The following is a 25,632-nucleotide window of genomic DNA, read 5'->3' on the forward strand; positions in this document are numbered from 1 at the left end:
ACTTCGAGAAGGTCCAGAGCCTTCTCCTTCAGGCTGATGACCCGATCGGTCCGGCAACGAGGGGGAAAGGACGGCCGCTACCGTGCTTCATGCGGCGTTCACCAGCTCTCGGCGTAGGGGCGCAGCTCGGTCAGGAACGACCAGGCCGACCGCGGCTGATGGGCGACGTGCCAGGCCTCGTCTGCGATGTCCTGGGGGCGGATGAAGAAATTGTCATTGGCTTGCGGATAGCGCTCACGCGTCCAAGGGACATCGATGACGGCGTCGATCAGAAGATAGGCCACGTGCACGCCCTTCGGGCCGAGCTCGCGCGCCATCGACTCGGCCAGGATGCGTTGCGCCGCCTTGGTCGGTGCGAAGCCCGCGAACTTGGCCTTGCCGCGCAACGCGGACGTGTTGCCGGTGGCCAGAATCGTCCCCTTGCCTTCCCGCTCCATGCCCGGCGCGGCCCACCTAGCCAGATGCAAGAACGCCATGACGTTGACCTGAAAGTTGCGTTGCAGAGCCGTCGGGTCTATGTCCTGGAAACTGCCGAATGCGCCGCCCACGGCGTTGTGCATCACCACCTGAGGCATGCCCACGCGCGCCTCGATGTCTGCCAGCGCCTGAGCCAGCGCAGCCGGATCCGCCACATCGCACGGCACGCCCAGAGACGCCGGCAGCTCCTTTTCGAGGCCACGCAGGCGTTCGGCATTGCGTGCGAGCAGGGCCACCCTGTAGCCCCCAGCGTGGAAGCGGTGCGCCAGCGCAGTGCCTGTTCCCGGGCCCACGCCCGTGATCACTGCAAGTGGCTTGCTCATGGCTTGGACGCCAAGTGTTGACGCAGGAAGTCGAGCCGGTCGTTGCCGAAGTACATCGCTGCCCCAACGACGAAGCTAGGTGCACCGAAGACGCCAAGCTCGGCCGCTTCGGCGCTGCGTGTATTCAAGTCCGAATCGGTGGCGGGGTCGTCCATCAGCCCCTCTAGGGCGTGGCCGTCGAGCCCTGCAGCCGCGAGCACGGCTGCCACATCCTCGACCCCTTCAAGGGCCGTGTTGTCGCGCCAGAAGGCGTTGAAGAGGGCTTCAGCTGCGATCGCGGATCCTTGTTCGCGCTCAAGACCGGCTGCAAGGGTGGCGCGCAGCAGGCGCCGCGTGTCGATGTGGGCCGCCCGCGCATGGCGTACCAACCGCACTTGGTAGTGTGTCGCCCAGCGCAGCAGGTCGGTCCTCACATAGCGGTTCTTGGCGGCGCAGACGACCGAGGTCGGCACATTGCCTGTGCGCTGCATCACGTCGACGATGTCGAATGGCTTGAAGCGTGCGCGCCCCGCCAAAGTACGGAACTGCGTGAAGGCCAGGTAGCTGTAGGGACTGCGGTAGTCAAAGTAGAAGTCGAATGGCGTCATGTGCGCGGGTCTCTGGAGGCGTAGAAAAGGTTGCGAACGAAGTTGCGAGTCATCCCTGGCGCCCTTCTTTTTGCTGACGCAGGATCTCGTCTTCGACGGCGCCCAATCGGTCCTTGCCGAAGAACAACTGATCCCCGATGAAGAAGCTTGGCGACCCGAATGCACCGCGTTCAAACGCGTGCTGGGTGTGGGTCAGCAGTTGCGCCTTGATCTCCGCGTCCTGGGAAGCAGCGAGCAAGCCCCCAGCATCAAGGCCCGCCTGGGTCAGCACGTGGTGAATGACCGCGTCGTCGGCCATGTCGAGTTCGCGCTCCCACATGCCCGTGTAAACCGCTTCGACATAGAGCGCGAAGCAACCGAGTTTCTGCGCGGCACAGGCGCCGCGCATGATCTTCAAGGTGTTCACCGGGAAGTACGGGTTGCGACGGAACTGGCTCAGTTCGTGGTGATCAATGAAGCGCCGTACTTCAAGCGCGTCGTAGGCCTGCTTGTTGGCGATCCCGGCGAAGGCCTCGGCCGGGGACCGGTTGTTGGCCAGCTTGAAGAGTCCGCCCAGCAAGATGGGAACGTACTCGAAGCGGACGCCGGTTCTTTGCTCGATCTGTGGCAGCACCCGGTGGCTCAGATAGGCGTTGGGGCTGCCGAAATCGAAAAGGAATTCTGCGCGCAGGGCCATGTCACCACCTCTCGCCGTAGGGGCGCAGGTCCATCTCGTGGGTCCATGCGTCGCGGGGTTGCAAGTGCAGATTCCAGTAGGTCTCGGCAATCGACTCCGGCCGCATCAGGTCGTCGGGCGCGAAGTCCTCGGCACCGGTTTTTTCCTTTCGACGCGCCCGGACCCACTCGGTATCGACGCCGGAGTCGATCACCAGATGCGCGACGTGGATGTTCTTCGGGCCCAGTTCGCGGGCCGCGCTCTGGGCCACGGCGCGCAGGCCGAACTTGGCAGCGGCGAATGCCGAGTACCCCACGCCGCCGCGCAGTCCCGCCGTCGCGCCAGTGAGAAAGATGGCCCCCTGCTGCCGCGGCTCCATCAGCCGGGCCGCCTCTCGCGTGGTCAGGAATCCGGCGTAGCAGGCCATCTCCCAGACCTTGCGGAACACGCGTTCGCTGGTTTCGAGCAGCGGGAAGTTGACGTTGGCACCGATGTTGAAGACGCAGACCGCCAGGGGGGCGATCCGCTCGGCCTCGGCCAGGAAGGCGGTGACATCTTCTTCCTTGCGAGCATCCAGCGAGCGGCCGATGCAGCGCCCGCCCCGTGCCTCGATCTCCTGAACCAGCGGCTCGAGCTTCTCGCCGTTTCGTCGCCCGGCGACCACCGTGTAGCCGCCTGCGGCGAAGCGGCGTGCGATCGCCGCGCCGATGTAGTCGCCGGCGCCGACGATGGCGACGGTGCCCTTGTGCGCCGCAGCGCCTGTTTCATTGTTCATGGTGTGAGGCTTCCTTTGCGAGTTGGTGCTTGAGAATCTTTCCGGCCGATGTCGCGGGCAGCGTCTGCCGCACGATGACTTCGGTGGGGCGTTTGTAGGGGGCCAGATGCTGTGCGGCGAAGGCAGCGATGTCGTCCGCCCCCGCGCTTGCGCCCGCCCGCAACTGCACGAAGGCCACGACCTCCTCGTTGCCGGGGACCTTGCGGCCGACGACCGCACAGACGGCCACGGCGGGGTGCGAGGTGAGGACGGCTTCCACCTCCGGGGGATAGACGTTGAAACCGGAGCGGATGATCAGTTCTTTCGTCCGGCCGACGATGTGCAGGTAGGGTCCGTCGAAGCGAGCCAGGTCTCCGGTGTTGAACCAGCCACTGCCGTCAACCACGGCGGCGGTCATTTCCGGCGCTTTGTAGTAGCCCAGCATCACGTTCGGTCCGCGCGCGTGCAACTCCCCGACACCATCGTCGCCAACCGGCGTCCCATCGGGTCCGCAAAGACGAACCTCGACGCCTGGAATGCACCGCCCCACGGTGGTGTCATGGCGAATATCGTCGGAGCGCGTGATGGCAATCGTCGGTGAGCATTCCGTGATGCCATAACCGTTGTCCAGCGGCAGGCCGAAGGCCGCTTCGACCGCCGTCTTCAACGAGGCGTCGAGTGGCGCCCCGGCGACGCCGATCGTGCGCAGGTCGGGGCACGCCACCGACCCGGACGATGCTTCCAGCAGGCGCTGGTACATCGTGGGCACCCCCTGCAGGCGGGTGATGCCGCGCGTGCTCAACGCGGACAGTGTGGCCGCCGCGTCGAACCGCGGAACGAGATCCAGCGAGGCACCGCACATCAGGGTGCCGAGCAGCACGGAAGAGAACCCGACGATGTGGGACATGGGCAGCACGCCATAGATCCGGTCGTCCGGACGCACATCTCGCAGCATGCCGCCGATGGCCGCCGTGAACAGGATGCTGTGATGGCTCAGCATCACCCCCTTCGGTGCACCGGTCGTGCCCGAGGTGTAGATCAGCGCGCCGACCTGTTGGGTTCCGGCGCTGGATACCGGCTCAACGCTGGCATCGGCATCGAGCGGCCCGACGCTCAGCGTGCCGATCCACGGCAGGCCCTGCACTGAGGCGCCGCATCTCGCTGCATGCGCGGCGGCCTCGACGGAGATCTCGCTGGTGAACAGCTGCAGGCGCGCACCGCTGTGCGTACGAATCGCATCGACCTCGCGGGCGCTGAGCCGTGCATTGGCCACCAAGGGCCAGGCGTCGATGTCGCCGATCGAAAGGATCAGGACGGCCAGCGCCATGCTGTTCTCACCGACCACCATGACGCGGTCGCCAGCGCGCACGCCGTGCGATCTCAGCCATTCACCGACGGCGCTGATCGCCTCCGCCAGTTCTCCGTAGGTCAGGGAATGTTCGCCTTCCAACAGGGCGGGAGCGTCCGGCGTGCGATCCGCCCATGGGCGCACCACGTGCGACATGCGCGGCGGCAAGGATTGAATCCGATCGGCCAGGGTTGCGGAAAGGGCCTGCATTCTGGTCTCTCCTAAGTTTATTATTTGAACTGACTGGCGCCACAGTACGTTTGAAATCTAAACCCGTCAAGAGTAGATTCGCGGTATGAAATGGAATGATCTGGATCAGGAGCGCTGCTCCGTTGCACGCACCGTGTCAGTCATCGGAGACCGTTGGACGCTGCTGGTGCTGCGCGACTGCTTCCTCGGGGTGCGGCGCTTCGAGGACTTTCAGCAACGGCTGGACATCTCGCGGCCCACGCTGGGAGACCGGCTGCGCAAGCTGGTCGAAGCCGGTGTTTTGAAGAAGGTGGCCTACCAGGATGCGCCGCCCCGCCACGAGTACCGCTTGACGCCGATGGGCATGGACCTGCACCCCATCTTGATGGCGGTCGTGCACTGGGGTGACGTTCACATGGCGGGCACGTCGGGGCGTCCGCTCCTGCACAGGCACGTCGGCTGCGGCCACCATTTCCACCCCGTCACCGTCTGCTCCGAATGCCTAGCGCCGGTCAAGGCAAAGGATGTAGAGGTCGAGCGGGGTCCGGGCGCCTAACGCTCAGCAGAGAAGCTGGCGGCGGGTGAGGCCCAACACGAGTGCGCAGACCCGCTACCGACACCGCCCGTGGGTGTGCAAGCCTGCCGTCGTCACGCCCGACCACCTACCGCAGCAGTTCACAGTGGCCGGACCCAATCCGTACTGGGTGACCGACATCACCTACATCCGCACCCCATGTCGACGCGCGAGTCAGTGCCGTCACTGCTGCAGTCGCCGCAAGCCGAGATGGCCTGCTCGCCAAGCCTCTCTTCGGCGCCGAACCGCGATGGATGCACAAGAGGGATCGAATTCGGGCCTGCGCCCAGCCAGTTGCCTGCGCCCTCCTCCACCTAAAATGCCCTTCAGCTCGCCCGATCACGCGCCTTCCCGCGGCCCGCGAGACCCTTCTCCCTGAAAGCGCCCTTCCTCATGTCCGCCCAGCGAAAGCTCTTCGTCACCACCGCCCTGCCGTACGCCAACGGCAACTTCCACATCGGCCACATCATGGAATACATCCAGGCCGACATTTGGGTGAGGTTCCAGCGGATGAACGGGGCGGAGGTCAACTTCGTCGGCGCGGACGACGCGCACGGCGCGCCGATCATGATCGCGGCCGAAAAAGCGGGCAAGACGCCGCAGCAGTTCGTCGCGGACATCGCCGCCGGCCGCAAGCCGTACCTCGACGGCTTCCACATCGCATTCGACAACTGGCATTCGACCGACGCACCGGAGAACCACGACCTGGCGCGGCAGATTTACCGCGACCTCAAGGCCAACGACCTGATCGAGACGCGCACGATCGAACAGTTCTTCGATCCTGAAAAGTCGATGTTCCTGCCCGACCGCTTCATCAAGGGCCAGTGCCCGCGCTGCCACAGCAAGGACCAGTACGGCGACAACTGCGAGGTGTGCGGCGCCGTCTACGCGCCGACCGACCTCATCAACCCCTACTCGGCGCTGTCGGGCGCCCAGCCGGTGCTGAAGAGCTCGGAGCACTTTTTCTTCAAGCTGTCGGACCCGCGCTGCGTGAGTTTTCTGCAAGAGTGGACGCAGAACGGCCAGCATGTGCAGCCCGAGGTGGCGCGCAAGGTGAAGGAATGGTTTGGCTCGCGCGAAAGCGCCGACGGCACCACCAGCGAAGGCCTGGGCGACTGGGACATCAGCCGTGACGCGCCCTACTTCGGCATCGAGATTCCCGATGCGCCGGGCAAGTATTTCTACGTGTGGCTCGATGCGCCGGTGGGCTACCTCGCCTCGCTCAAGAACCTGCTGGACAAGCGCTGCATCGAACTGGGCGGCGATGGCATCTCGTACACCGAGTACATGGCCGACCCGGAATTGGAGCAGGTGCACTTCATCGGCAAGGACATCGTCACCTTCCACACGCTGTTCTGGCCCGCGATGCTCAAGTTCAGCGGCCGAAAGACGCCCGACAAGATCTGCGTGCACGGCTTCCTCACCGTGAACAATGGCGAGAAGATGAGCAAGAGCCGCGGCACCGGCCTCGACCCGCTCAAGTACCTCGGCCTCGGCCTCAATGCCGAATGGCTGCGCTACTACCTGGCCGCCAAGCTCAACGGCAAGAACGAGGACATCGACTTCAACGCCGACGATTTCGTCGCGCGGGTGAACAGCGACCTGGTCGGCAAGTACATCAACATCGCGAGCCGCGCAGCGGGCTTCATCGGCAAGCGTTTCGCGGGCCAGCTCGGTGCGGTGACGGCTGACGGCGCTGCGCTGCTGGCCGACCTGCGCGCCGAGGCCGACAACATTCGCGCGATGTATGAAGCGCGCGACACCGCCCGCGCGCTGCGCGAAACCATGGCGCTGGCCGACCGCGTGAACGAGTACGTCGATGCCAACAAGCCGTGGGAACTCGCCAAGAAGGAGGGCATGGAAGCGCGGCTGCACGATGTCTGCACCGTGTGCATCGAAGCCTTCCGCCTGCTCACTCTCTACCTGAAGCCGGTGATGCCGGTGCTGGCCGCGAACGTCGAGGCGTTCCTGAAAGTGGCGCCGCTCCAGTGGAGCGATGCCGCCACCGCCCTCTTCGCGGGCCACACGATCGGCGACTACAAGCACCTGATGCAGCGCGTCGACCCCAAGGTGCTCGCGCAATTGTTCGAGCCGAGCGAGGCGGCACTGGCTGCGCAAGCTGCCATCGAACCGACCACTGCCGACGTCGCATTGCCTGGCGGCGAGGCGATCGCGCCCACCATCACGATCGATGATTTCGTGAAGATCGATTTGCGCCTCGCGAAGATCGTCGCCTGCGAAAAAGTCGAAGGCTCGACCAAGCTGCTGCGCCTGACGCTCGACGCCGGCGAAGGCCGCGAGCGCAACGTCTTCAGCGGCATCGCCTCGGCCTACCAGCCGGACCAACTGGTCGGCAAGCTCACGGTGCTGGTCGCCAACCTCGCGCCGCGCAAGATGAAGTTCGGCATCAGCGAAGGCATGGTGCTGGCGGCCAGCCACGCCGATGAAAAGGCGAACCCCGGCATCCACGTGCTCGAACCCTGGCCGGGCGCGACGCCGGGGATGCGGGTGCGTTGATCACGTTTCACTGGAGTCTCACCTCATGCCCCATCTCATCGTCGAACATTCCGCCAACCTGGGCGAGCTGCCGCTCGGCGACCTGCTGCCGGCGCTCAACCGAAGCCTGACAGGCAGCCCGGAAATCCTGAACGAGACCGACCTGAAAACGCGCTTCGTGACGATCGACCAGTTTCGCGTCGGCAATCAGGCCGGTGCACGCGGCTTCGTGCATGCGCAGTTGCGGCTGCTGTCGGGCCGCACGCCCGAGGCCAAGCACGACCTGAGCGAACGCATCGCCGTCGTGCTGCGGCAGTTCGTGCCGCGCCCGGCCGGCATGCTGGTGCAGCTCAGCGTCGAAGTGGTCGACATGGACCGTGGCAGCTACGTCAAGGAAAAGCTGCCGCTCGCCTGAGCGCCGGCCATCGCCATGCCGAACAAAAATCGGTCCAAGGGTCGCGTCCGAACCACGGCCCTCTCGCGCATGGCGGCCGTCGTGGTCGCCAGCGTCGTCGTCAGCGGCTGCGCCGTGGTCAGTGTGGCGAGCACGGCCGTGAGCGTCGGGGTCGGCGTGGTCGGCCTGGGCGCGGACGCAGTCATCGGCACGGCACGCATCACCGGCAAGGCCGTTGGCGCGGCGGCCGATGCGGTGCTTCCGGGCAACGATTAGCACCTTTCGGCCCGCTCAGGGCCAGCCGACGGCACACCGCGCGACGGCGTTAAAGTCGTTGAAGAAAAGGGAGTCGTCATGTTCGCATCAACGATTGCATTGGCTGTCGGCGCGCGTCCCACAACGTGAGGGGCCGCATGTTTCTCAAAATCGCTCTGGTGGTTCTCGGCCTGGGTCTCGGCGCCTTGTGCGCGATTGCAAGTCTGGTGCTGGGAGGGATTGGGGAAGGATGGACGGCCGCATGGCCTTTTGGGCTCATGTCAATGGCGCTCTTTCCGCTGGCCTTCTGCAACCTGGCGAACCGCAAAAAGTGGGCGCGCGCCGGCAGCCTGTTCATGCTGGTCGTGGCCCTCGGCCTTGATCTCGCACTTTATGCCGCGACGATCAGCCAAGGCGTCCGGTTTTTCCAGCGAGAGCTTGCCGCGGGCTGGGCCTGGATCGGGCTTTGGTCGGTATGGCAGATCGCTTTTCTGGCAACCGCCTGTCGCGCACCGGCGCGGCGCCCTTCCGAATAACACCCGATGTCGCACCCGCTGTACCTCAACGGCTCTGCACCTCCGGTGAGGACTATTGCTTTTCAGCGCTGCGATCAGCCGTCGAGCCGCTGCGCACCACGCGCTGGTCGTCGTTCAGCACGGCGGTGAACACCATCGGTGAATTCGGCGGCTGCATCCAGCGCCAGTCCCATTCGGTTTCGTTCTTGAGCGTGTAGGGCGTGACTTTCGCGGGCTTGCCCAGCAGCTTGCGCAGGTCTTCCATCGCCATGCCGGGTTGCACCCTGGCAAAGTTCTCGGGCGTGAGCACCTGCCGCAACGCGCTCATCTTGCCGTCGGCGCCGATGGTGATCATGTAGTTCTTCTGTCCCTGGGGCTGCCGATTGAACTCCAGCACCCGCCCGTTCGGCGCGTCCCACACGTTTTCAGGCTCGCCGAAACGGGCCCGCACATCGGCCTCGGTCGACACGCCTTCTTCCAGCTCGCTGATGGCGTGGTTGTCGCAACCGGTCAGCCACAACAGCGTGCCGAGACAGGCCGCGGCCAGAAGCTGGCCCCCAATTCGCTTGCGCATGGCATCCCCCCGTAAAATTCGCCCAACAAGGTTCCAGTCTATGTCCATCTTCAATCGCCCCCACTACACCTCCGACGTCACGAACTTCATCGAGGAGCTGAAGGCAAAGAAGCCCACGCTCGAAGCCGAGCAACGCGCCGGCCGCGCCTTGCTGTGGGACAAGAACGTCGACCGCGGCCTGGCCGTGGAGTACGCCGAAGGCCACACGCCGCAGCAACCCTACGTGTACCAGACGCAAGTCAAGTAAGTGCAGATCCGGCCCTCAGCGCCCGACGAAGGCGCGCATTTCGTCGCGACCATGCCGGAGGTCGTCGACCAGGTCGCACTGGCTCGCCTCTACGGCGAGCCGCTGTTCGCGATGCCGAAGGACCTGTACATCCCGCCCGAGGCGCTGCAGGTGTTCCTCGAAGCGTTCGAGGGGCCGCTGGATCTGCTGCTTTACCTGATCCGAAAGCAGAACTTCAACATCCTCGACATCCCGATGGCGGGGCTGACGCGGCAATACCTCACCTACGTCGACGAAATCCGCCAGACCAACCTGGAGCTCGCGGCCGAGTATTTGCTCATGGCCGCGATGCTGATCGAGATCAAGTCGCGCATGTTGCTGCCGCCCAAGAAGGTGGCCGACGGCGAGGAAGCCGAAGACCCGCGCGCCGAGCTGGTGCGCCGGTTGATGGAATACGAGCAGACCAAGTTGCAGGCTGCCAGCCTGAGCGCCCTGCCGCAGTACGGCCGCGATTTCTGGCGGGCGCAGGTCGCCATCGAACAGTCGCTGAAGCCGCGTTTTCCGGACGTGAACGTGGTCGACCTGCGCGAAGCGTGGGCCGACATCCTGAAGCGCGCCAAGCTCGTGCAGCACCACAAGATCTCGCGCGAGGAATTGAGCGTGCGGGAGCACATGAGCATCGTGCTGCGCCACCTGCAGGGGCAGCGCTTCGTCGAGTTCGAGAAGCTGTTCGACGTGACGGGCGGCACGCCGGTGCTCATCGTCACCTTCATCGCGATGCTCGAGCTCGCCAAGGAAACGCTGATCGACATCACGCAGGCCGAGGCGTTTGCCCCGATCTACGTGCGGCTGGCCTATTCGCCAGCGGATTGATCAGTTCGCGGCGAAGCAGTAGAGCAAGCCGCCGCCACCCGTCTTCTTGAGCGCTTCCAGGCTGCAGCCCTGCGTGGCGTGCGACGAATTCCACGACTTCGCGGGCGCCGACTCGTCGAGCCCCGTCTTGTCGTGGTGCCCGACGATGGCAGAACCGTCGCCGCTCTTCGTCCAGTTGCCGCAGGTGGTGTCCTTGCCGTCCGCGGACGTCACCGCGCGGCCGTCGGGCGACGACCCGGTCAGGATGTCGTGCAGGTTGGTCGCGTCGCCGCGGCCCATGATGCCATCGCCTTTTTCGGTGAGCGCGGTCTGCTTGGTGAGCATGTTGGCGCCATGCAGCTGGTCGACGCTGTTGGCGACGATCACGCCCTTCGAATTGGTCCACGGGCCGCTGCCGATGCGGTCGCGCGCATTGACCGCCGGCTGGCCGGCCGCAGCGGTCGTGCTCAGGTAGGCGCGCCAGCTGCGCACGCCGGCGCCGGCCGCGGTGCCGAGCGCCTGGCAATACCGATCAGCGCCGGCCAGACCGCCGAAATCGGCGCCCTTGCCCGGATTCGCACTGGTCACGAAGAAGCCCATGCCGCGCGCGGGCGTGGACGAACCCATCGCGCTGCAGGCTGTCATCAGGAGGGTGGCGGCAGCCACCGCGGCAAGGGTGAACACGAGACGACGGGCCATGGAATGCTCCTGCATGAGAAAAGGAGCATTACCGTAACCCGGCGCTCGAGGCTTTTCAATCCGGTTCAGCCCGTTTCGGCCGACGGCTCGCGCTCCATCAGCGCGGCGACGGCTTCGGCCGGGCTGTGCTGCCCGTCGAGCAGTGCGACCACGCCTTCGGAGATCGGCATGTCGATCCCGAGATGGCGCGCCCGTTGGACGACTGTGCGGGCGCAGTACACGCCCTCGGCCACGTGGCCCAGCGAATCGACGGCCTGCGCGAGCGTGCGGCCTTGCGCGAGCAGCAAGCCGATCTTCCGGTTGCGCGACAGGTCGCCGGTGGCCGTCAGCACGAGGTCGCCGAGGCCCGACAGCCCCATGAAGGTGTCGGCGCGTGCGCCCAGCGCCAGGCCGAAGCGCGTCATCTCGGCGAGTCCGCGCGTGATGAGCGCCGCGCGCGCGTTGAGGCCGAGCGCGAGGCCATCGCACAGGCCGTTCGCGATCGCCAGCACGTTCTTGACCGCACCGCCGACCTCGACGCCGACGATGTCGTCATTGGCGTACACGCGAAGTGCCGGGCCATGGAACGCATCGACCAAAGTTTCGCGCACCACCGGATGCGTGCTGGCCGCGACCAGCGCCGTGGGTTGCCGATGCGCGACTTCCTGCGCAAAGCTGGGGCCGCTCAGCACACCCGAGACGAGGTCGGGCGCGACGTGGGCCTGGATTTCATGTGCGAGCAGTCCGAACGCATCCGCGCTCCCCGGCTGCACGGACTCGACGCCCTTGCAGAGCCAGGCCACCGGGACGGTGGTGCCGCGCAACGCTTCGAGTTGATGGCGCAGCGCGGCCATCGGCGTCGCGACGATGACGAGATCGGCCCCATGGACGGCCGCTTGCGCGTTGCCATCGGCGATCGTCAGTGCGGGAGGGAAAGGAGTGCCCGGGAGATAGCGCGCATTTTCACGCGCACCGGCCATGGCGGCCGCCTGGGTGGCGTCGCGCGCCCACAGCGTGACGCTGTGGCGCCCGGCCGCATTGACGGCCAGCGCGGTGCCCCAGGCACCGGCGCCGAGCACGCAGATCTTCATCAACTGCAGCCCGGCGAGGTTGCGCTTATTGCGCGAGGGTCGGTGCAGCAGTGCCGGCGGCTTGCGCCTGCTGCTGCTCGTACATCGCCTGGAAATTGATTTCGGCGAGGTGCACCGGCGGGAAGCCGCCGCGCTGGATCACGTCGGCGACGTTGCCGCGCAGGTACGGATACACGATTTGCGGGCAGGCAATGCCGAGGATCGGACCCATCTGGTCTTCCGGCAGGTTGCGGATCTCGAAGATGCCGGCCTGCTTGGCTTCGACCAGGAACACGGTCTTGTCCTGGATCTTGGTCTGCACGGTCGCCGACACGGTGATCTCGTAGATGCCTTCGGTCACGGGCTGGGCGTCCACGCCGAGCTGGATGTCCACGGTCGGCTGCTCCTGCTCAAGCAGGATGCCGGGCGAATTGGGCTGTTCGAGCGACAGGTCCTTGAGATAGACGCGCTGGATCTGGAACACGGGTTCTTGGATGTCTGCCATGGCTGAACTTTCGGGGAAATCAAAACAATGCCCGCCAGGGAGGATGTCCCGCGGCGGGCTTCAGGGAGCCGGCGATTATCGCCGGTGAAGCGGGTCGGCCTGCAGGCGCTCAGGCGGCTTGCAGCAGCGGCACGAGACCGCCGCGGCTGTCGAGCGCCATCAGCTCGTCGCAACCACCGACATGGGTGTCGCCGATGAAGATCTGCGGCACCGTGCGGCGCTGCGTTGTTTCCATCATCGCCGCGCGGGCGGCCGGATCGGTGTCGATGCGGATCTCTTCGATCTGCTCGACGCCCTTGGATTTGAGGATTTGCTTCGCGCGAATGCAGTAAGGGCAAACGGCAGTGGTGTACATCTTGACGGCTTGCATGGTGCTCCCAGCTGAAGACCCGATCAGGCCTTTTCAATGGGCAGATTAGCGTCTTTCCAGCCTTTGAGCCCGCCGGCCACGGCTTGGGCCTGCTCGTAACCGAGTTTCTTGGCGATGGCCACGGCGCGCTGCGCGCGCGCGCCGGTGGCGCACATGATCAGCACCGGCAGCGTCTTGTTCTTGATGGTGCTCTGCAGCTTCGCCTCGAGCTGGTCGAGCGGCACGTTGCGCGAACCGGTGGCGTGGCCGGCCGCGAACTCCTCGGGTTCCCGCACGTCCAGCACCACCGCGCGCTGGCGGTTGATGAGCTGCACCGCGCCCTGCGCCGTGAGCGCGCCACCGCCGCCTCCGCGCAACAACGGCCAGGCGAGCATGGCACCCGAGCTGAGCACGATCAGGATCAGCATCCAGTTGTCGACGATGAATTTCACGGTATTCCTTGAATGGCAAACCCCGGATTTTAGAATGTCGGGTTTCGCAGTGATCGTCAAAGGCCCCAAATGCACAAGCTGGTACTGATTCGCCACGGTGAATCAACCTGGAATCTCGAAAACCGTTTCACCGGCTGGACCGACGTCGACCTGACGCCGACCGGCGTCGAACAGGCCAAGCAGGCAGGCCGACTACTGAAGGCCGAAGGCTACGAATTCGACGTGGCCTACACCAGCGTGCTGAAGCGCGCGACGCGCACGCTCTGGCACACGCTCGACGAGCTCGACCGCACCTGGCTGCCCGTCGTGCATTCCTGGCGTCTGAACGAACGCCACTACGGCGGCTTGCAGGGCCTGAACAAGGCGGAGACCGCCAAGAAGTACGGCGATGAACAGGTGCTCGTCTGGCGCCGCAGCTACGACACGCCGCCGCCGCCGCTCGAAGCGACCGACCCGCGCAGCGAGCGCGGCGACGTGCGCTACGCCAAGCTGGCCGCCGAGCAGATTCCGCTGACCGAATGCCTGAAGGACACGGTCGCTCGCGTGCTGCCGTTCTGGAACGAGTCGATGGCACCGGCCATCCGCTCGGGCCGCCGCCTGGTGGTGGCGGCGCACGGCAACTCGATCCGGGCGCTGGTCAAGTACCTCGACGGCATTTCCGATTCCGACATCGTCGGGCTGAACATCCCCAACGGCATCCCGCTGGTCTACGAGCTGGACGACGCGCTGAAGCCGCTGCGTCACTACTACCTCGGCGACCCCGAAGCGGCCGCCAAAGCAGCAGCTGCGGTGGCCTCGCAGGGCAAGGGTTGAATCAGTAACCCTTTACTGCGAAACGGGCGGAACCCCGGCAGGCAAATTGCTTCCAAGCTGTGTATATTGGTTTGAGCCAGCCACAAGGACAACACATGGGCCACAAATTGAAGATCACAGGCTGGGTCGCCGCCGGCGCCGTTGCCGGCGTCTTGACCACCGTCTCGCTGCAGACGGTCGCACGGGGCTCTCTCGCCCCGTTGCCGCTTGAAGAATTGCAACAGCTCGCTGCCGTTTTCGGCATGGTGAAGAGCGACTACGTCGAACCTGTCGACGAGAAGAAACTCATCTCCGACGCGATCTCCGGCATGGTCGCCGGGCTCGATCCGCATTCGCAGTACTTCGACAAGAAGTCTTTCAAGGAATTCCGCGAAGGCACGACGGGTCGCTTCGTCGGTGTCGGCATCGAGATCTCGCAGGAAGACGGGCTCATCAAGGTGGTCTCGCCGATCGAAGGCTCCCCGGCTTTCCGTGCGGGCCTGAAGCCCAACGACCTGATCACCAAAATCGACGACACCGCCGTGCGCGGCCTGAGTCTCAACGAGGCCGTGAAGCGCATGCGCGGAGAAGCCAGCACCAAGGTGCTGCTCACCATCTTCCGCAAGGATGAGAACCGCACCTTCCCGGTCACGATCACGCGCGAAGAAATCCGCACGCAATCGGTCCGCGGCAAGATCATCGATCCGGGCTACGGCTGGATTCGCGTGTCGCAATTCCAGGAACGCACGGTCGACGATTTCGTCAAGAAGGTCGAAGAGCTCTACAAGGCCGATCCGAACATGAAGGGCCTGGTGCTCGACCTGCGCAACGACCCGGGTGGCCTGCTCGACGCGGCCGTGGCGATCTCCGCCGCCTTCCTTCCTGAAAACGTCACCGTGGTCACGACCGACGGCCAACTGGCCGAAAGCAAGTCGATCTACAAGGCGGCGCCGGAGTTCTACCAGCGCCGTGCCGGCAGCGACCCGCTCAAGGGCCTGCCCGCGAGCCTCAAGTCGATCCCGCTGGTGGTGCTGGTGAACGAAGGCTCGGCCTCGGCCAGCGAAATTGTGGCCGGCGCTTTGCAGGACCACAAGCGCGGCACGATCATGGGCAGCCAGACCTTCGGCAAGGGTTCGGTGCAAACGGTGCGTCCGCTCGGCCCCGACACCGGCCTCAAGATCACCACTGCGCGCTACTACACGCCGAGCGGTACGTCGATTCAGGCCAAGGGCATCGTGCCCAACGTGCTGGTCGACGAGACCGCCGAAGGCAGCCCGTACGCCGCGCTGCGCACCCGCGAAGCCGACCTCGAGAAGCATCTGGCCAGCGGCCAAGGGCCCGAGTCGAAGAATCCGGAACGCGAGAAGGCCCGCGACGAAGCCCGCAAGCGCCTCGAAGAAGAAGCAAAGAAGCCGCCGCAGGACCGCAAGGTGCCGGAGTTCGGTGCGGCCGACGACTTCCCGCTGATGCAGGCGCTGGCGCAGCTCAAAGGCACGCCGGTGCTGGTGAGCAAGACGCAGGTCGAGCGCAAGGAAGAGAAGAAGGAAAACTGACCGACACGCGGTCCGGCTTTTTGTCTGCGCAGCCCATGGACGACGGCGACCTGCTGCGCTATTCCCGGCACATCCTGCTGGAAGAATTCGGCATCGACGGGCAGGAGCGGGTCAGCGCGGCCCGCGTGCTCGTAGTCGGCGTCGGCGGTCTCGGCTCGCCAGTGGCGCTGTACCTGGCCGCCGCCGGTGTCGGCCACCTCACGCTGGTGGACGACGACGAGGTCGATCTCACCAACCTGCACCGGCAAATCGCGCACACGACGGCGCGCGTCGGCCAACTCAAAGTCGATTCCGCAGCTATCGCGATGCGCGATATCAACCCCGATGTCACCGTCGAGCCGATCCGTCTCCGGCTGGACGGTACGCGGCTTCAGGAACTGGTCGCGGGCGTGGATCTGGTGATCGATTGCTGCGACAACTTCGCCACGCGCCAAGCCGTCAATCGCGCCTGCGTGGCGCATCGCAAGCCGCTGGTCGCGGGCGCGGCGATACGCTTCGACGGCCAGCTCAGTGTGTACGACACCCGCGACGCCGATTCACCTTGCTATGCCTGCGTGTTCCCGCCCAACGCCGTCTTCGAAGAAACGCGTTGTGCGGTGATGGGCGTTTTCGCGCCCGTGGTCGGCACCATCGGCACGCTGCAGGCTCACGAGTCGCTCAAGCTGCTCTCGGGGATTTCACCATCGCTCATCGGAACGTTGCTGATGTTCGATGGTCGACACACGCGCTTCGAGCGCGTGCACATCGCGCGCGATCCGCAGTGCCCTGTGTGCAGTCGTCGCGACGACTGACTACCTCGTGACCGGCTGCTTGGCCGTTTTCGCCTTGGCTGCACCGACGGCCGCGGCACCGGCGCTGGGCTTCTCTGCCTGCGCCAGCACATCGCGGCAGTCGGCATCCTGACCCGGGCCGGTTTCGATGGTCGCGGCCAATGCGAGCAGCGGATTGATGGCGCTCAGTGCCAACGCCGCCAGGCCGCGTGTGGCGAGCGGGGCCACTTCGACGCCGGCCGACGGCGACCCGAATGTGCCACGCACGAGGAGTGGCGTGCGCAAGGACAGGATGCTCACGTCCTTGGGCTGCGCACGGATCACGAAGTCGAGTGTCTCGTTCGCCAGATTCGCGTTGCCCGTGGCATTGAACACCGTGTCCGTGGTGTCGAACACCACGCTGCGCCCCGTCATCAGTCCCTTGTTCACATCGAAGGCCACGGCGCCGCAGCGCAAGACCACGTTGTGGTCCCCCTTCAAGAGAAACTTGATGACCTCGCCGCCGTCGAGCCCGAGGAACTCGAGCAGCAGGTTGCTGAATTCGCCGCGGCCCGTCATGGCCGCGACATCCCCGGAAGACGTTGCCAGCCAGCTCGCGACCGAATTGCCGCGACCGGAAAGATTCACGCGCCCGTCCAGCTTGCCGAAGCTGGTCTTGAGGGTTTCGACCTTCGGAATGAGTCGGTTCAACTGCATCGCACGCACGGTGAGCGATGCGCGAATGTCCGCGGGATTGCTCGCCGCATCGATGCGAATCGCGCCGGCAACCTTGCCACTCGCAATCCCGAGGTCGAGCGGATCGAGCGTCAGCACGCTGTCCTTCAGCACCACGTGCACGCTGCCCCGGTCGAGTGGCAGCTCGCGCACGTTGGTGATGCGATCGGCAACGTAGGTCACGTCGGCGTTCATGGCGCGCAGACGCTCGAAGTCGAGCGTCGCGGTCGGCAACACCTTGGTACCCGGGTCGCGCTTCGCCTTCTTGACCTGGGTGATGGTCGGCGGCGGTGCCACGCCCTCCACCGCATTGGCCGAGCGGGCCGTGGGCGGCAGGCCGATCAACGGACCCAGGTCGTCCATGTCCATCACGCGCGAGCGCAGGCTGCCCGAGAGAAACGGGACTTTCTGGCCCTGGTCGAACTTCATGTCGCCGCCGATGTCCGACAGACCCAGCTTGCCTTTCAGGCCTGCCACTTCCCACACCGTGGATTTCTTGCGCAGTTCGCCGCTCAGGGCATAGGGCGATGTTTGTGGCAGCGCGATGCCCAGCAACGGAAACAGGTCGCCAAGGTTCTGGCCTTTCAAGCTGAACTTGGCATCGACGCCGTCGAGCGTCGAGAGTTCGGCGACGCTGCCGGCCGCGGTCAATTTCGTGTTGCCGGCGGTCGCGTTGATTTCAAGCGGGAACGGCGGTTGGCCCTCGGCGTTGATCTGCAGCACATTGCCGGCGCGCCCGTCGGCGGCCAGCGGCTGCTTCTGGTATTTGCCCTTGATCTTGTAGCTGAGCGGCATGTCGCCGCGTGCCGTGTCGAACGTCAGGTCGGCATGCAAGTCGATGCCCAGAGAACTCGCCAGGAAGTCGATGGCCCCGTTGTCGATTTGCACCGAGCCGATTGTCGGCACCGTGCCGGCGTCCGAGGAATCCTTGCCGAGTGCCCAGGTGCGGCGGCCATCGCCCTCCATCTGCAAGCCGACGATCGGTGACACCAGCGCGATGCGCGGAATCACGATCTTGCTGGTGAGCAATGGCCAGAGACGAATATCGAACTCGGCCCGCTCGGCTTTCACCAGGTAGGGGTCGCGCGCCCAGGACGGATTGGCGAACTCGATGCCGTCGAGCTTGACGGTGGCGGTCCGCAGGCCCAGACCGACATCGAGCCGGCGGGTGATTTCAAACTTTCGCCCGGTCTTTTCGCTGACGTAGCGATTGATCGGCTCGCGCAGGACGTCCCACGGGAAGAGAACGACGACGAGAACCAGCACCACGAGCATCGCGGCGAGTGCGATGCCCAACTTCGTCCATAGAGAACGGCGTCTGGTCGTTGTGACTGAGGGGCGACTGATCATGCGAAAGGTTAGTGCAACGCGACAGGTTGCGGAGGTCGGCAGCCGGGCGCTGTCTGCGTGGGGCAAGGCCTACGCCCGAGGCGCGTGGGAGCACGCCTACGACCGTTCGCCCGCGACGCTGGCAAACAAAATGCTGCATGCCCAATAGCATCGCTCCGACGCCGAAGAGTTCGGCGGCAGGGAGCTGCAGTTTTTCTATGGATGCCAGATTGAAGACTTTCATCGTCGAGGACAACCTCACGATCCGCGAAAACCTGGTCGGGACATTGGAAGAACTCACCCGCATTTCAGCCATCGGCCATGCAGAAACCGAAGATGACGCTCGCACCTGGTTCGCGAAAAACCCCGACGGATGGGAACTCGCGATCGTCGACCTGTTCCTGCGACAAGGCAGCGGGCTGGGCGTGGTGCAGGCACTGTCTTCGCGGAAGCCGGCGCAAAAAGTGGTGGTGCTGACCAACTACGCCACGCCCGACATCCGCAAACGCTGCGCGCGACTGGGCGCAGACGTGGTGTTCGACAAGTCCAACGAGATCGAAGGCCTTGTCGACTACTGCCTCGCGCTGGTCGCCGCCCAGCAAGCGCGTTTGTTCAATCGATGAGCTTGTTCTTCAGTGCGTAGTACGTGAGGTCGCTGTTGGACGACAGATTCATTTTTTCCATCAGGCGGGTCCGATAGGTGCTCACCGTCTTCACCGACAACGACAGCGTCTTGGCGATGTCGCCGGCCGTCTCGCCCTTGGCAAGCTTCAAGAACACCTGGAACTCGCGCTCGGACAGTTGCTCGTGCGGGGCGGCGTCGTCCTTGCGGTCGAGCTGGCGCGCGAGCAGTTCGGCCACAGCCGGCGTGATGTATCGGCGCCCAAGCGAGACCGTGCGGATCGCATTGACGATCTCGATCGGATCGCATTCCTTGTTGAGATAGCCGCTGGCGCCCTGACGGATGAGATTCATCGCGTAATGCTCTTCCGGGTAGCCGCTCAAAATCAGGATGCCGACATCGGGTGCCTTGGCCCGAATCATCGCAAGGGCATCGATGCCGCTTTGCCCTGGCATGGAGAGATCCATCACGAGCACATCGAGCTCAGTGGTCCGCACGAGCTCGATCGCTTCGCGACCGCTGGCCGCTTCGCCGGCCACCCGCAAATCGACATGCTCCGAGAAGAACTGGCGCAAACCCGAGCGCACGATGGCGTGGTCGTCCACAATCCCGATCTTGATCATCTTGTACTTTCTTGCTGAGAGCGCGGCGCCCATGCGCCCCGCGTGTCGAACCCTGTTCAGCACCAATTATTGACGAAATCAACCCCGGATCACTCCGTACAGAACCCATGCGTTGGTCAGCTTTCCCGAAGATGGCGTTGAGTCTTACACTCGCAACCCTTGCCGCCTGCGTGCTGGTCGGCATCAATGAAGTCGGCTTCCGACAGTCGAACAAGGCGCTGTTCGAAATCGGCGAGGCGGAGCAGGTGCGACTGGTTCTCAACCAACTCCTGCAAACCGTCCTGGACGCCGAGACCGGGCAGCGCGGCTATCTGCTGACCGGCGAAGCGCGCTACCGCGAACCGTACGACGCCGCAGTCAAAAAAATCGACGGCCAACTACAGGCGTTGCAGCGCCTTTACCGCGACCAGCCCGCACAGTCGGAGCGCATGATCGGCCTCGTTGGCCACGTGACGCGCAAGCTAGGCGAGATGGACACGAGCGTGCGGCTCCGCACCACCGGCGCCGACGAGGCATGGAAGTTCGTCATGACCACCGATGTCGGGCGCGAGGAAATGGAAGCCATCCGCACCGAGACCGGCGCGTTGATCGAGACGAGCAACGCGGCATTGGAACGCAGCCAGATGCAGATCGGCAGCTCGCTGCAAACCGCGCGCATCGGCATTTCGGTGACTGCCCTGGCCGCGCTGCTTGCCTTCTATCTTTATCTGCGGCAGACGCACGCGCTGCGCATCGTCGGCGAGCGCCAACAGGAAACGCTCCAGCGGGAGCGCAACGCGCTTGAAGACGAGGTCACGGAGCGCACCACGACCCTCGCCGAGCTCGCCACGCATTTGCAGAACGTGCGTGAAACCGAACGCGGTTTTCTCGCACGCGAACTGCACGACGAACTGGGGTCGTTGCTCACCGCGGCCAAGCTCGACGTGGCGCGCCTCAAGTCGAGGCTGGCCGACTCGCCGGACGCGATTCAGCGGCTCCAGCACCTGACCGAACTGCTCAACAGCGGCATCGCTCTGAAGCGCCGGATCATCGAAGACTTGCGGCCTTCGTCACTCTCGAATCTCGGACTCATCGCGTCCCTTGAAATTCTCGGTCGCGAATTTGCGGAACGCTCCGGCATCGGGGTCGAGATGGCGCTGGAGCCGGTGAAGCTGGACGAGGCGAACCAACTCACGGTCTACCGCATGATTCAAGAAGGCCTGACCAACGTCGGCAAATATGCCGAAGCGACAGAGGCGACGATCGTCCTGAAGAACTACGAGAACCATGTGATCGCCGAACTAGGCGACAACGGCAAGGGATTCGACACGCGCATTCCGCGACCGTCGACACACGGATTGGCGGGCATGCGCCATCGTGTGGAGGCCGCGCGCGGCAAGCTCATCGTGACCTCGCAGCCGGGCCAGGGCACGAAACTCAGCGCCATGCTTCCCGCCAAGCTGAACTGATCCCAGGCGATTCGCCGATCTCCTACGCCTCGCGCCCGCGGCTGCTGACAGGTGTTTTACGGCGGTGGCGCTAAGCTGATTTTCCGTTCGAGATCCCTTTGGCGATCTTTGCCGTTCTGGCATTTGCCAGCTTCATGGCAGGCTTGCGGCGACGCGGTAAGCACCGCTACCATGAGCCTGCTGTCATCACAATCAACTTGAAGGAACCCCAATGAACATGAGCACAAAATCCTCCTCGCAACTTGCAGACGACGCACGTCAGACCGCCAGCGACGCGATCGATTCAACGCGCGCCTACGCGCAGAACGCCGTGAATGCAGCGGGCGAAAAGGTTCGTGATTTCAAGCGTGATGCAGAGCCGACCGTCGAGCAGATTGCAGCGCGCGTGCAGCAGGCCGTGCAGCGCGGTCTGGATGCTGCGTCAACCACGAGCGCACGCGCACAGCGCCGAATCGAAGCGGCTGCCGACGTCACCGGCAAGTACATTTCGGGCCAGCCAATGCGCTCGGTCCTGGTGGCTGCAGCCGCCGGTGCGGCGATCGCAGCGCTGATCGCGCTGGCAAGCCGCCGTCGCGACGAGTACTGATCGCGACGTCGTCCAAGAGGTCCACTAAAAAGCCCCGCGTTGCGGGGCTTTTTGCTGGGCCTTATTAGGGGCCTCGCCGAAATCAATTACATCTTCACGTCGAGTTGGTTGTCGACAGAGGTGACACCGTTCACCGCCTTCGCGATCTCGGTGGCGCGAAGCTTGGCGGCACTGCTCGGCGCCGGGCCCTTCAGCATCACGGCACCACCCTTGGTGTCGACATCGATCTTGATCGCGCTCAGGTCGGCATCCTTGGCGAGGCCTGCTGACACTGCAGCCGTGATGGAGGCATCGTCTACCGTCACAGAGATCGATGCGCCCGCATTCCTCGCGGCTTCCCCGGCGTCGGCCGCGCCCTGCTTGGCGGACGCTTCGCCCGACGCAGAGGAACTCTCGACCTTGGCCTTGGCTTCAGCCAGTGCGTCCTTGGTCTTCGCCGCTGCCGTGTCGGCCGCCTGCTCTGTTTTCGCAAGCCCCGCATCAACCTTCTCGCCGACCGTGCGGTTGTCGCTCTTGTCGCACGCTGCCAGTGTCACGGCACCGCATGCCAACACCGCGGCGAGCCACACGCGTGACTTTCCGGTGGTTTGTATCTTTACATTCATTTTTCGCCTCCTTGATCGTTGTGCGGAATCTGCCGCGCCTGGCGCGGCGGATTCGCAAAGCTTGTTTACAGCTTGTCGGCGCCCGACTTAATGGCGTCCTTGGCCTTTTCCTTCGTGTCGCCGTAGGTGCTTTGCACCTTGCCCGATGCCTGGTCGGCGAGGCCTTCGCCCTGCAGCTTTTCGTTGCCCACCACCTTGCCGGCGACTTCCTTGATCTTGCCCTTGGCTTCGTCGACGCGGCCTGCTACTTGATCCTTGTTCATGTCGTTTCCTTCCGATGTGCGTTGCGTGATTCGGGTTCGAACCACTGCCGTTAATTTAGCCAAAGGGGCGCAAACGGCGACGCTGAAACCTCCCCGAATCCATGTAGGACAAGAAGGCTCAGGCGGTGACGATCCAGCCTTCCAGCGGGTCGATCGCGGCTGGCAATCCATAGCCGGCGCCCGGGCTGTCCGCGCGTGCCGCGGCCCATGCCGCCTGCACCAGGCAAAGTACGGCGTCGACGCGGTCGCCGCTTGCGTCTTCGATGAGATGCCGACGCTGGTCGGCATTCAGTGCGAGCGCCAAACCAAGGCGCGTGGCGCCCGCCTCGAGCGCCGCCACCAGGTCGACGCGCGCGGCGAGGCGCTCGGCGGTCTGCTTCCTGCGGTCGTCGCTCTTGTAGCTGCGTCGGCCGATCATCTCGCGCGCCAGCAAGCCGGGATAGGCCTCCAGCGCGATCTTTTTTGAAGGTGCGCCCGGAGGCATGTGCAATCCGGGGAACGCGGCACCGGCGGCGATGAGCCGGGGCACGCCCGCGTGCAGCATGAAAGCCACCGGCGGATTGACCCATTTCATCGAAGGGCTGGCGCGCGCGGGCCCATCCGCAGCCCGGTGGGCGAACTTTCCTCCGACCGGGCGCGCGGCGCAGAACGCCGCGAACGTCTCGCGAATCTCCGCCCGACTCAGGCTCGCGTAGTGCGCCATGAGAGCCGGCCACGCGAGCGGCCAGCCCAGTTGCGCGACCAGTTCGCGCGGGAGCCCGAACGGAAGATCGAAGCCGCCGACCCATGCCGGCGTCGCAGCGAGCCAATCGCTCCACGCCTGAAGCGACGCGAAAGGTTCGAGGCGATGCAGCACGACACGGGGGCCGTCCGTCGCCCCGATGGCCACCACGATCGGTTTGCGCGCGGTGGGTGCGCTGGAAAAGTCGCAACCGAGCAGCAGGGCCATGTCGCCGCCCGTCAGCCCAGCGCGAGCGCCACCACGCCGGCCGCAATGAAGAGCGCACCCAGCAAGCGAAGCAGCCGATCCCCTTCCCGCAGCAGATGTCCGCCGATCAGCGCGGCGAACAGCATCGACACTTCGCGCGCCGGCGCCACGTGCGAGATCGGGGCCTGCTTCACGGCGTAAAGCACCAGCACGTACGACACCGGGCTGATCACGGCGATCAACAGCGCGTACTTCCATTGCTCCCGCCACATGCGTGCGGTGGTGGCGCGGTCACGCAGCGCGGCGGGCAGCAGCAAGCCGGTACGGATGAAATTGCCGAAATAGTCGAGCAAGATCGGCGACATGGCGAGGAACTTGACCGCATAACTGTCGGCCACGGTGTAGGCCGCGATGAAGGCGCCGGTGAGCACGCCGGAGCGCAGGCCCATGTGCACGCGCTCGCGCTGCGCCGGGTCTTCTGTCTTGCGCCAGAGGCCGGGACCGCCCGCCACGAGGAACACGCCGAGCACCACGCCCACGATGCCGGCCATGCCGACGAGGCTGATGCGTTCGCCGAGGAACAGGATGGCGAAAGCCGAGGACAACAGCGGGCCCGAGCCGCGCGCCAGCGGGTACACGACAGTCAGGTCAGACTTGCGGTAGCCCTGCAGCAGGATCACCAGGTAGAAAACATGGAGCACGCCGCTCAGCGTGACGAAGCCCCATTCGATCGCACCCCACTGCGGCACCACGTCCCAGCCGAACCAGAGGCCGACCGGGGCCCACACGACCATGAGGAACACACCGCTCTGGAACGCGAAGCGGGCATCGCCGTTGGCCTTCTTGGCGGCGATGTTCCAGCTGGCGTGAATGAAGCCTGCGAGCAGGATCAACGCGAAGGCGGAAAGCGGCACCCCGCGAAACCGAAGCCTAGTGCCGGCCGACGATCGCAGCCGTCGCGATCAGCTCTTCCAGCAGCGCGAGCGACACCTTGCCGGAGACGGCATAGGGATCGAGCTCCGGCTTGTCCGAATACTTCAACAGGGTCGATGCGTTGAGCCGCGAAAGGTTGACCTGGCCCATCGTCCAGCCACCGAAGCGGCGCTCGAAGATCTCTTCGTAGTGCAGCAACACCACGTCCTTGTGACGCGCGTCCCGCTGGATGTGCCCATAGAGCTGGCTGATTGCCATGCGTCCGCCCTCGATCGCCTGCAGGAAGATGCCCGAGCCGTAGCAGAGGATGCCGGTGATGCCGGACGGCATGTTGTGCGCACGAGATTGCGCAAGGATCGCGTCGATCGCGGCGGGACTGGTGTCGACCGCGCGGCTGGCATAGAGAAGACGAACCAGCATGGCTCAGCTCTTTCGGGGGAGGAGTGAAAGAAATTCGCGGCGCAGATTCGCATCTTTCAGAAACACGCCGCGCATCACCGAGTTGATCATCTTGCTGTCCATTTCCTTCACGCCGCGCCATGCCATGCAGAAATGCTCCGCCTCCATCACCAGCGCCAGACCGTCGGGCTGGGTTTTTTCCTGGATCAAGTCGGCGAGCTGCACCACCGCTTCCTCCTGGATCTGCGGGCGGCCCATGACCCACTCGGCCAGGCGCGCGTACTTTGAGAGACCGATCACGTTGGTGTGCTCGTTGGGCATCACGCCGATCCACAATTTGCCGATGATCGGGCAGAAGTGATGCGAACACGCGCTTCGCACGGTGATCGGGCCGACGATCATGAGCTCGTTCAGATGCTCTGCATTCGGGAATTCGGTGAGCGCGGGCGGGGGCACGTAGCGGCCGCGGAACACCTCGTTAAGGTACATCTTAGCCACGCGCCGAGCGGTGTTGTCGGTGTTGTGGTCGTGCTCCACGTCAATCACCAGACTGGTGAGCACGCCCTTCATCTTGACTTCGACTTCATCGAGCAGGGCCTCGAGTTCTCCGGGTTCGATGAACTCGGCGATGTTGTCGTTGGCGTTGAAGCGTTTGCGCGCCGCTTGCAGGCGCTCGCGGATCTTGACGGAAACAGGCGTTCCTTCGTGGTCGTCGCTTGGTTCGGGGCGCTCTGCAGCGTCGATTTTCTTCAGCATCCGGGCATCCTAACAGTGAAATATTTGCAAGCCCATCG

At 64.7% G+C, this 25,632-nt stretch carries 32 protein-coding genes and 1 pseudogene; 14 read left to right on the forward strand and 19 right to left on the reverse strand.

The features are described from left to right. Positions 1–98: 98 nt before the first annotated feature. Genes AX767_RS04900 through AX767_RS04920 form a run of 5 tightly spaced genes read right to left on the reverse strand, consistent with a single transcriptional unit; the run spans position 99 to position 4,354 of the window. The gene (locus AX767_RS04900; protein WP_068629141.1) at positions 99–800 is read right to left on the reverse strand and encodes an SDR family NAD(P)-dependent oxidoreductase; all 702 of its coding nucleotides are present in this window, start codon (positions 798–800) and stop codon (positions 99–101) included. Beyond that, positions 797–1,387, reverse strand: a complete 591-nt coding sequence (locus tag AX767_RS04905) for a 2-hydroxychromene-2-carboxylate isomerase (protein WP_068629143.1) — start codon at positions 1,385–1,387, stop codon at positions 797–799. Before AX767_RS04905 ends, AX767_RS04900 begins: the two co-directional genes overlap by 4 nt. A gap of 49 nt (positions 1,388–1,436) precedes the next feature. Further along, complete coding sequence (locus tag AX767_RS04910; protein ID WP_068629146.1) at positions 1,437–2,063, reverse strand: 2-hydroxychromene-2-carboxylate isomerase; 627 nt, start codon at positions 2,061–2,063, stop codon at positions 1,437–1,439. A gap of 1 nt (position 2,064) precedes the next feature. Next, positions 2,065–2,817: an SDR family NAD(P)-dependent oxidoreductase gene (locus AX767_RS04915; RefSeq protein WP_068629148.1), complete on the reverse strand. Its 753-nt coding sequence runs from the start codon at positions 2,815–2,817 to the stop codon at positions 2,065–2,067. Further along, the gene (locus tag AX767_RS04920) at positions 2,807–4,354 is read right to left on the reverse strand and encodes a class I adenylate-forming enzyme family protein (RefSeq protein WP_068629150.1); all 1,548 of its coding nucleotides are present in this window, start codon (positions 4,352–4,354) and stop codon (positions 2,807–2,809) included. Before AX767_RS04920 ends, AX767_RS04915 begins: the two co-directional genes overlap by 11 nt. An 85-nt stretch (positions 4,355–4,439) precedes the next feature. Between AX767_RS04920 and AX767_RS04925 the strand changes: the two genes are divergently transcribed. The 6 genes and pseudogenes from AX767_RS04925 to AX767_RS04945 all read left to right on the forward strand — a co-directional run bounded on the left by AX767_RS04925 (position 4,440) and on the right by AX767_RS04945 (position 8,588). Further along, on the forward strand, positions 4,440–4,889 hold the full coding sequence (locus AX767_RS04925) for a winged helix-turn-helix transcriptional regulator (protein WP_068629153.1): 450 nt from the start codon (positions 4,440–4,442) through the stop codon (positions 4,887–4,889). Between the two features lie 43 nt (positions 4,890–4,932). Then, a pseudogene (locus AX767_RS21830) lies at positions 4,933–5,064 on the forward strand (IS3 family transposase); the annotation flags it as partial. A gap of 236 nt (positions 5,065–5,300) precedes the next feature. Next, positions 5,301–7,424, forward strand: a complete 2,124-nt coding sequence (metG, locus tag AX767_RS04930; protein WP_068629154.1) for a methionine--tRNA ligase — start codon at positions 5,301–5,303, stop codon at positions 7,422–7,424. Positions 7,425–7,449: 25 nt separating this feature from the next. Continuing rightward, positions 7,450–7,818, forward strand: a complete 369-nt coding sequence (locus AX767_RS04935; protein ID WP_068629157.1) for a 5-carboxymethyl-2-hydroxymuconate Delta-isomerase — start codon at positions 7,450–7,452, stop codon at positions 7,816–7,818. Positions 7,819–7,833: 15 nt separating this feature from the next. After that, positions 7,834–8,073: a hypothetical protein gene (locus AX767_RS04940; protein WP_068629159.1), complete on the forward strand. Its 240-nt coding sequence runs from the start codon at positions 7,834–7,836 to the stop codon at positions 8,071–8,073. A gap of 137 nt (positions 8,074–8,210) precedes the next feature. Beyond that, positions 8,211–8,588, forward strand: coding sequence for a hypothetical protein (locus AX767_RS04945; RefSeq protein ID WP_156480962.1), 378 nt, complete (start codon positions 8,211–8,213; stop codon positions 8,586–8,588). Positions 8,589–8,640: 52 nt separating this feature from the next. Here the strand turns inward: AX767_RS04945 and AX767_RS04950 are convergent, their stop codons facing one another. Next, entirely contained in the window at positions 8,641–9,141 is a 501-nt protein-coding gene (locus AX767_RS04950; protein ID WP_068629163.1) for a hypothetical protein, read from the reverse strand. 40 nt (positions 9,142–9,181) lie between these two features. On the opposite strand from AX767_RS04950, the gene AX767_RS04955 reads away from it, so the two are divergent. Next, positions 9,182–9,388 carry a DUF3460 family protein gene (locus AX767_RS04955; RefSeq protein WP_068629165.1) on the forward strand — a complete coding sequence of 69 codons (207 nt, stop codon included), beginning with the start codon at positions 9,182–9,184 and terminating at the stop codon, positions 9,386–9,388. Between the two features lie 51 nt (positions 9,389–9,439). Continuing rightward, the gene (locus AX767_RS04960; protein WP_068633360.1) at positions 9,440–10,240 is read left to right on the forward strand and encodes a segregation and condensation protein A; all 801 of its coding nucleotides are present in this window, start codon (positions 9,440–9,442) and stop codon (positions 10,238–10,240) included. Here AX767_RS04960 and AX767_RS04965 read toward each other — a convergent pair whose 3' ends face one another. The 5 genes from AX767_RS04965 to AX767_RS04985 form a co-directional block, all read right to left on the reverse strand. Next, positions 10,241–10,918: a hypothetical protein gene (locus AX767_RS04965; RefSeq protein WP_068633363.1), complete on the reverse strand. Its 678-nt coding sequence runs from the start codon at positions 10,916–10,918 to the stop codon at positions 10,241–10,243. Positions 10,919–10,983: 65 nt separating this feature from the next. Next, complete coding sequence (locus tag AX767_RS04970; protein WP_068629167.1) at positions 10,984–11,988, reverse strand: NAD(P)H-dependent glycerol-3-phosphate dehydrogenase; 1,005 nt, start codon at positions 11,986–11,988, stop codon at positions 10,984–10,986. A gap of 25 nt (positions 11,989–12,013) precedes the next feature. Continuing rightward, positions 12,014–12,472 (reverse strand): protein-export chaperone SecB, encoded by a 459-nt coding sequence (gene secB, locus AX767_RS04975; protein ID WP_068629169.1) that lies wholly within the window; start codon positions 12,470–12,472, stop codon positions 12,014–12,016. Between the two features lie 109 nt (positions 12,473–12,581). Continuing rightward, positions 12,582–12,842, reverse strand: a complete 261-nt coding sequence (gene grxC, locus AX767_RS04980) for a glutaredoxin 3 (RefSeq protein WP_068629171.1) — start codon at positions 12,840–12,842, stop codon at positions 12,582–12,584. Between the two features lie 23 nt (positions 12,843–12,865). Next, positions 12,866–13,273: a rhodanese-like domain-containing protein gene (locus tag AX767_RS04985; RefSeq protein ID WP_068629173.1), complete on the reverse strand. Its 408-nt coding sequence runs from the start codon at positions 13,271–13,273 to the stop codon at positions 12,866–12,868. 69 nt (positions 13,274–13,342) lie between these two features. Between AX767_RS04985 and gpmA the strand changes: the two genes are divergently transcribed. The 3 genes from gpmA (at position 13,343) to AX767_RS05000 (ending at position 16,409) form a co-directional block, all read left to right on the forward strand. Next, the gene (gpmA, locus tag AX767_RS04990; RefSeq protein ID WP_068629175.1) at positions 13,343–14,086 is read left to right on the forward strand and encodes a 2,3-diphosphoglycerate-dependent phosphoglycerate mutase; all 744 of its coding nucleotides are present in this window, start codon (positions 13,343–13,345) and stop codon (positions 14,084–14,086) included. Between the two features lie 95 nt (positions 14,087–14,181). Beyond that, entirely contained in the window at positions 14,182–15,618 is a 1,437-nt protein-coding gene (locus tag AX767_RS04995) for a S41 family peptidase (protein WP_068629178.1), read from the forward strand. Between the two features lie 35 nt (positions 15,619–15,653). Further along, positions 15,654–16,409, forward strand: a complete 756-nt coding sequence (locus tag AX767_RS05000) for a HesA/MoeB/ThiF family protein (protein WP_068629180.1) — start codon at positions 15,654–15,656, stop codon at positions 16,407–16,409. On the opposite strand, the gene AX767_RS05005 is transcribed toward AX767_RS05000, so the two are convergent. Then, positions 16,410–18,452 carry an AsmA family protein gene (locus AX767_RS05005; RefSeq protein WP_068629182.1) on the reverse strand — a complete coding sequence of 681 codons (2,043 nt, stop codon included), beginning with the start codon at positions 18,450–18,452 and terminating at the stop codon, positions 16,410–16,412. It abuts the gene before it with no gap. Positions 18,453–18,649: 197 nt separating this feature from the next. Here AX767_RS05005 and AX767_RS05010 point away from each other — a divergent pair, with 197 nt between their 5' ends. Next, positions 18,650–19,054, forward strand: coding sequence for a response regulator (locus AX767_RS05010; protein ID WP_068629184.1), 405 nt, complete (start codon positions 18,650–18,652; stop codon positions 19,052–19,054). Here AX767_RS05010 and AX767_RS05015 read toward each other — a convergent pair. Next, positions 19,044–19,676, reverse strand: coding sequence for a response regulator (locus tag AX767_RS05015; RefSeq protein ID WP_068633365.1), 633 nt, complete (start codon positions 19,674–19,676; stop codon positions 19,044–19,046). The two genes, AX767_RS05010 and AX767_RS05015, sit on opposite strands and share 11 nt — an antisense overlap. A 131-nt stretch (positions 19,677–19,807) precedes the next feature. Here AX767_RS05015 and AX767_RS05020 point away from each other — a divergent pair, with 131 nt between their 5' ends. Further along, positions 19,808–21,124, forward strand: coding sequence for a CHASE3 domain-containing protein (locus tag AX767_RS05020; RefSeq protein WP_082754827.1), 1,317 nt, complete (start codon positions 19,808–19,810; stop codon positions 21,122–21,124). A gap of 211 nt (positions 21,125–21,335) precedes the next feature. Next, positions 21,336–21,710: a hypothetical protein gene (locus AX767_RS05025; protein ID WP_068629188.1), complete on the forward strand. Its 375-nt coding sequence runs from the start codon at positions 21,336–21,338 to the stop codon at positions 21,708–21,710. An 86-nt stretch (positions 21,711–21,796) separates the two neighbouring features. Here AX767_RS05025 and AX767_RS05030 read toward each other — a convergent pair whose 3' ends face one another. The 6 genes from AX767_RS05030 to folE all read right to left on the reverse strand — a co-directional run bounded on the left by AX767_RS05030 (position 21,797) and on the right by folE (position 25,594). Then, complete coding sequence (locus AX767_RS05030; protein WP_068629191.1) at positions 21,797–22,315, reverse strand: BON domain-containing protein; 519 nt, start codon at positions 22,313–22,315, stop codon at positions 21,797–21,799. Between the two features lie 65 nt (positions 22,316–22,380). Then, complete coding sequence (locus tag AX767_RS05035; RefSeq protein WP_068629192.1) at positions 22,381–22,578, reverse strand: CsbD family protein; 198 nt, start codon at positions 22,576–22,578, stop codon at positions 22,381–22,383. A gap of 118 nt (positions 22,579–22,696) precedes the next feature. After that, positions 22,697–23,527, reverse strand: coding sequence for a DUF429 domain-containing protein (locus AX767_RS05040; RefSeq protein ID WP_068629194.1), 831 nt, complete (start codon positions 23,525–23,527; stop codon positions 22,697–22,699). An 11-nt stretch (positions 23,528–23,538) separates the two neighbouring features. Further along, complete coding sequence (locus AX767_RS05045; protein WP_068629196.1) at positions 23,539–24,420, reverse strand: DMT family transporter; 882 nt, start codon at positions 24,418–24,420, stop codon at positions 23,539–23,541. 16 nt (positions 24,421–24,436) lie between these two features. Continuing rightward, the gene (locus tag AX767_RS05050; RefSeq protein WP_068629198.1) at positions 24,437–24,859 is read right to left on the reverse strand and encodes a BLUF domain-containing protein; all 423 of its coding nucleotides are present in this window, start codon (positions 24,857–24,859) and stop codon (positions 24,437–24,439) included. A 3-nt stretch (positions 24,860–24,862) separates the two neighbouring features. Further along, the gene (folE, locus tag AX767_RS05055; RefSeq protein WP_068629201.1) at positions 24,863–25,594 is read right to left on the reverse strand and encodes a GTP cyclohydrolase I; all 732 of its coding nucleotides are present in this window, start codon (positions 25,592–25,594) and stop codon (positions 24,863–24,865) included. Between the last annotated feature and the right edge of the window lie 38 nt (positions 25,595–25,632).

It is taken from the genome of Variovorax sp. PAMC 28711 (assembly GCF_001577265.1).
GTDB lineage: Bacteria > Pseudomonadota > Gammaproteobacteria > Burkholderiales > Burkholderiaceae_C > Variovorax.

Excerpts from the sequence above, each read along its gene's own strand:
- AX767_RS05030 (WP_068629191.1), bottom strand. The coding sequence starts at position 22,315 with ATGAATGTAAAGATACAAACCACCGGAAAGTCACGCGTGTGGCTCGCC.
- AX767_RS04920 (WP_068629150.1), bottom strand. The coding sequence starts at position 4,354 with ATGCAGGCCCTTTCCGCAACCCTGGCCGATCGGATTCAATCCTTGCCG.
- AX767_RS05020 (WP_082754827.1), top strand. The coding sequence starts at position 19,808 with ATGGCGTTGAGTCTTACACTCGCAACCCTTGCCGCCTGCGTGCTGGTC.
- AX767_RS05005 (WP_068629182.1), bottom strand. The coding sequence starts at position 18,452 with ATGATCAGTCGCCCCTCAGTCACAACGACCAGACGCCGTTCTCTATGG.
- AX767_RS05015 (WP_068633365.1), bottom strand. The coding sequence starts at position 19,676 with ATGATCAAGATCGGGATTGTGGACGACCACGCCATCGTGCGCTCGGGT.
- folE (WP_068629201.1), bottom strand. The coding sequence starts at position 25,594 with ATGCTGAAGAAAATCGACGCTGCAGAGCGCCCCGAACCAAGCGACGAC.
- AX767_RS05035 (WP_068629192.1), bottom strand. The coding sequence starts at position 22,578 with ATGAACAAGGATCAAGTAGCAGGCCGCGTCGACGAAGCCAAGGGCAAG.
- AX767_RS04940 (WP_068629159.1), top strand. The coding sequence starts at position 7,834 with ATGCCGAACAAAAATCGGTCCAAGGGTCGCGTCCGAACCACGGCCCTC.
- AX767_RS04950 (WP_068629163.1), bottom strand. The coding sequence starts at position 9,141 with ATGCGCAAGCGAATTGGGGGCCAGCTTCTGGCCGCGGCCTGTCTCGGC.
- AX767_RS04995 (WP_068629178.1), top strand. The coding sequence starts at position 14,182 with ATGGGCCACAAATTGAAGATCACAGGCTGGGTCGCCGCCGGCGCCGTT.
- AX767_RS04955 (WP_068629165.1), top strand. The coding sequence starts at position 9,182 with ATGTCCATCTTCAATCGCCCCCACTACACCTCCGACGTCACGAACTTC.
- metG (WP_068629154.1), top strand. The coding sequence starts at position 5,301 with ATGTCCGCCCAGCGAAAGCTCTTCGTCACCACCGCCCTGCCGTACGCC.
- AX767_RS05050 (WP_068629198.1), bottom strand. The coding sequence starts at position 24,859 with ATGCTGGTTCGTCTTCTCTATGCCAGCCGCGCGGTCGACACCAGTCCC.
- AX767_RS04945 (WP_156480962.1), top strand. The coding sequence starts at position 8,211 with ATGTTTCTCAAAATCGCTCTGGTGGTTCTCGGCCTGGGTCTCGGCGCC.
- AX767_RS04965 (WP_068633363.1), bottom strand. The coding sequence starts at position 10,918 with ATGGCCCGTCGTCTCGTGTTCACCCTTGCCGCGGTGGCTGCCGCCACC.
- grxC (WP_068629171.1), bottom strand. The coding sequence starts at position 12,842 with ATGCAAGCCGTCAAGATGTACACCACTGCCGTTTGCCCTTACTGCATT.
- AX767_RS04905 (WP_068629143.1), bottom strand. The coding sequence starts at position 1,387 with ATGACGCCATTCGACTTCTACTTTGACTACCGCAGTCCCTACAGCTAC.
- AX767_RS05025 (WP_068629188.1), top strand. The coding sequence starts at position 21,336 with ATGAACATGAGCACAAAATCCTCCTCGCAACTTGCAGACGACGCACGT.
- AX767_RS04935 (WP_068629157.1), top strand. The coding sequence starts at position 7,450 with ATGCCCCATCTCATCGTCGAACATTCCGCCAACCTGGGCGAGCTGCCG.
- AX767_RS04960 (WP_068633360.1), top strand. The coding sequence starts at position 9,440 with ATGCCGGAGGTCGTCGACCAGGTCGCACTGGCTCGCCTCTACGGCGAG.
- AX767_RS04910 (WP_068629146.1), bottom strand. The coding sequence starts at position 2,063 with ATGGCCCTGCGCGCAGAATTCCTTTTCGATTTCGGCAGCCCCAACGCC.
- secB (WP_068629169.1), bottom strand. The coding sequence starts at position 12,472 with ATGGCAGACATCCAAGAACCCGTGTTCCAGATCCAGCGCGTCTATCTC.
- AX767_RS05010 (WP_068629184.1), top strand. The coding sequence starts at position 18,650 with ATGGATGCCAGATTGAAGACTTTCATCGTCGAGGACAACCTCACGATC.
- AX767_RS05040 (WP_068629194.1), bottom strand. The coding sequence starts at position 23,527 with ATGGCCCTGCTGCTCGGTTGCGACTTTTCCAGCGCACCCACCGCGCGC.
- gpmA (WP_068629175.1), top strand. The coding sequence starts at position 13,343 with ATGCACAAGCTGGTACTGATTCGCCACGGTGAATCAACCTGGAATCTC.
- AX767_RS04900 (WP_068629141.1), bottom strand. The coding sequence starts at position 800 with ATGAGCAAGCCACTTGCAGTGATCACGGGCGTGGGCCCGGGAACAGGC.
- AX767_RS04915 (WP_068629148.1), bottom strand. The coding sequence starts at position 2,817 with ATGAACAATGAAACAGGCGCTGCGGCGCACAAGGGCACCGTCGCCATC.
- AX767_RS04925 (WP_068629153.1), top strand. The coding sequence starts at position 4,440 with ATGAAATGGAATGATCTGGATCAGGAGCGCTGCTCCGTTGCACGCACC.
- AX767_RS04970 (WP_068629167.1), bottom strand. The coding sequence starts at position 11,988 with ATGAAGATCTGCGTGCTCGGCGCCGGTGCCTGGGGCACCGCGCTGGCC.
- AX767_RS05000 (WP_068629180.1), top strand. The coding sequence starts at position 15,654 with ATGGACGACGGCGACCTGCTGCGCTATTCCCGGCACATCCTGCTGGAA.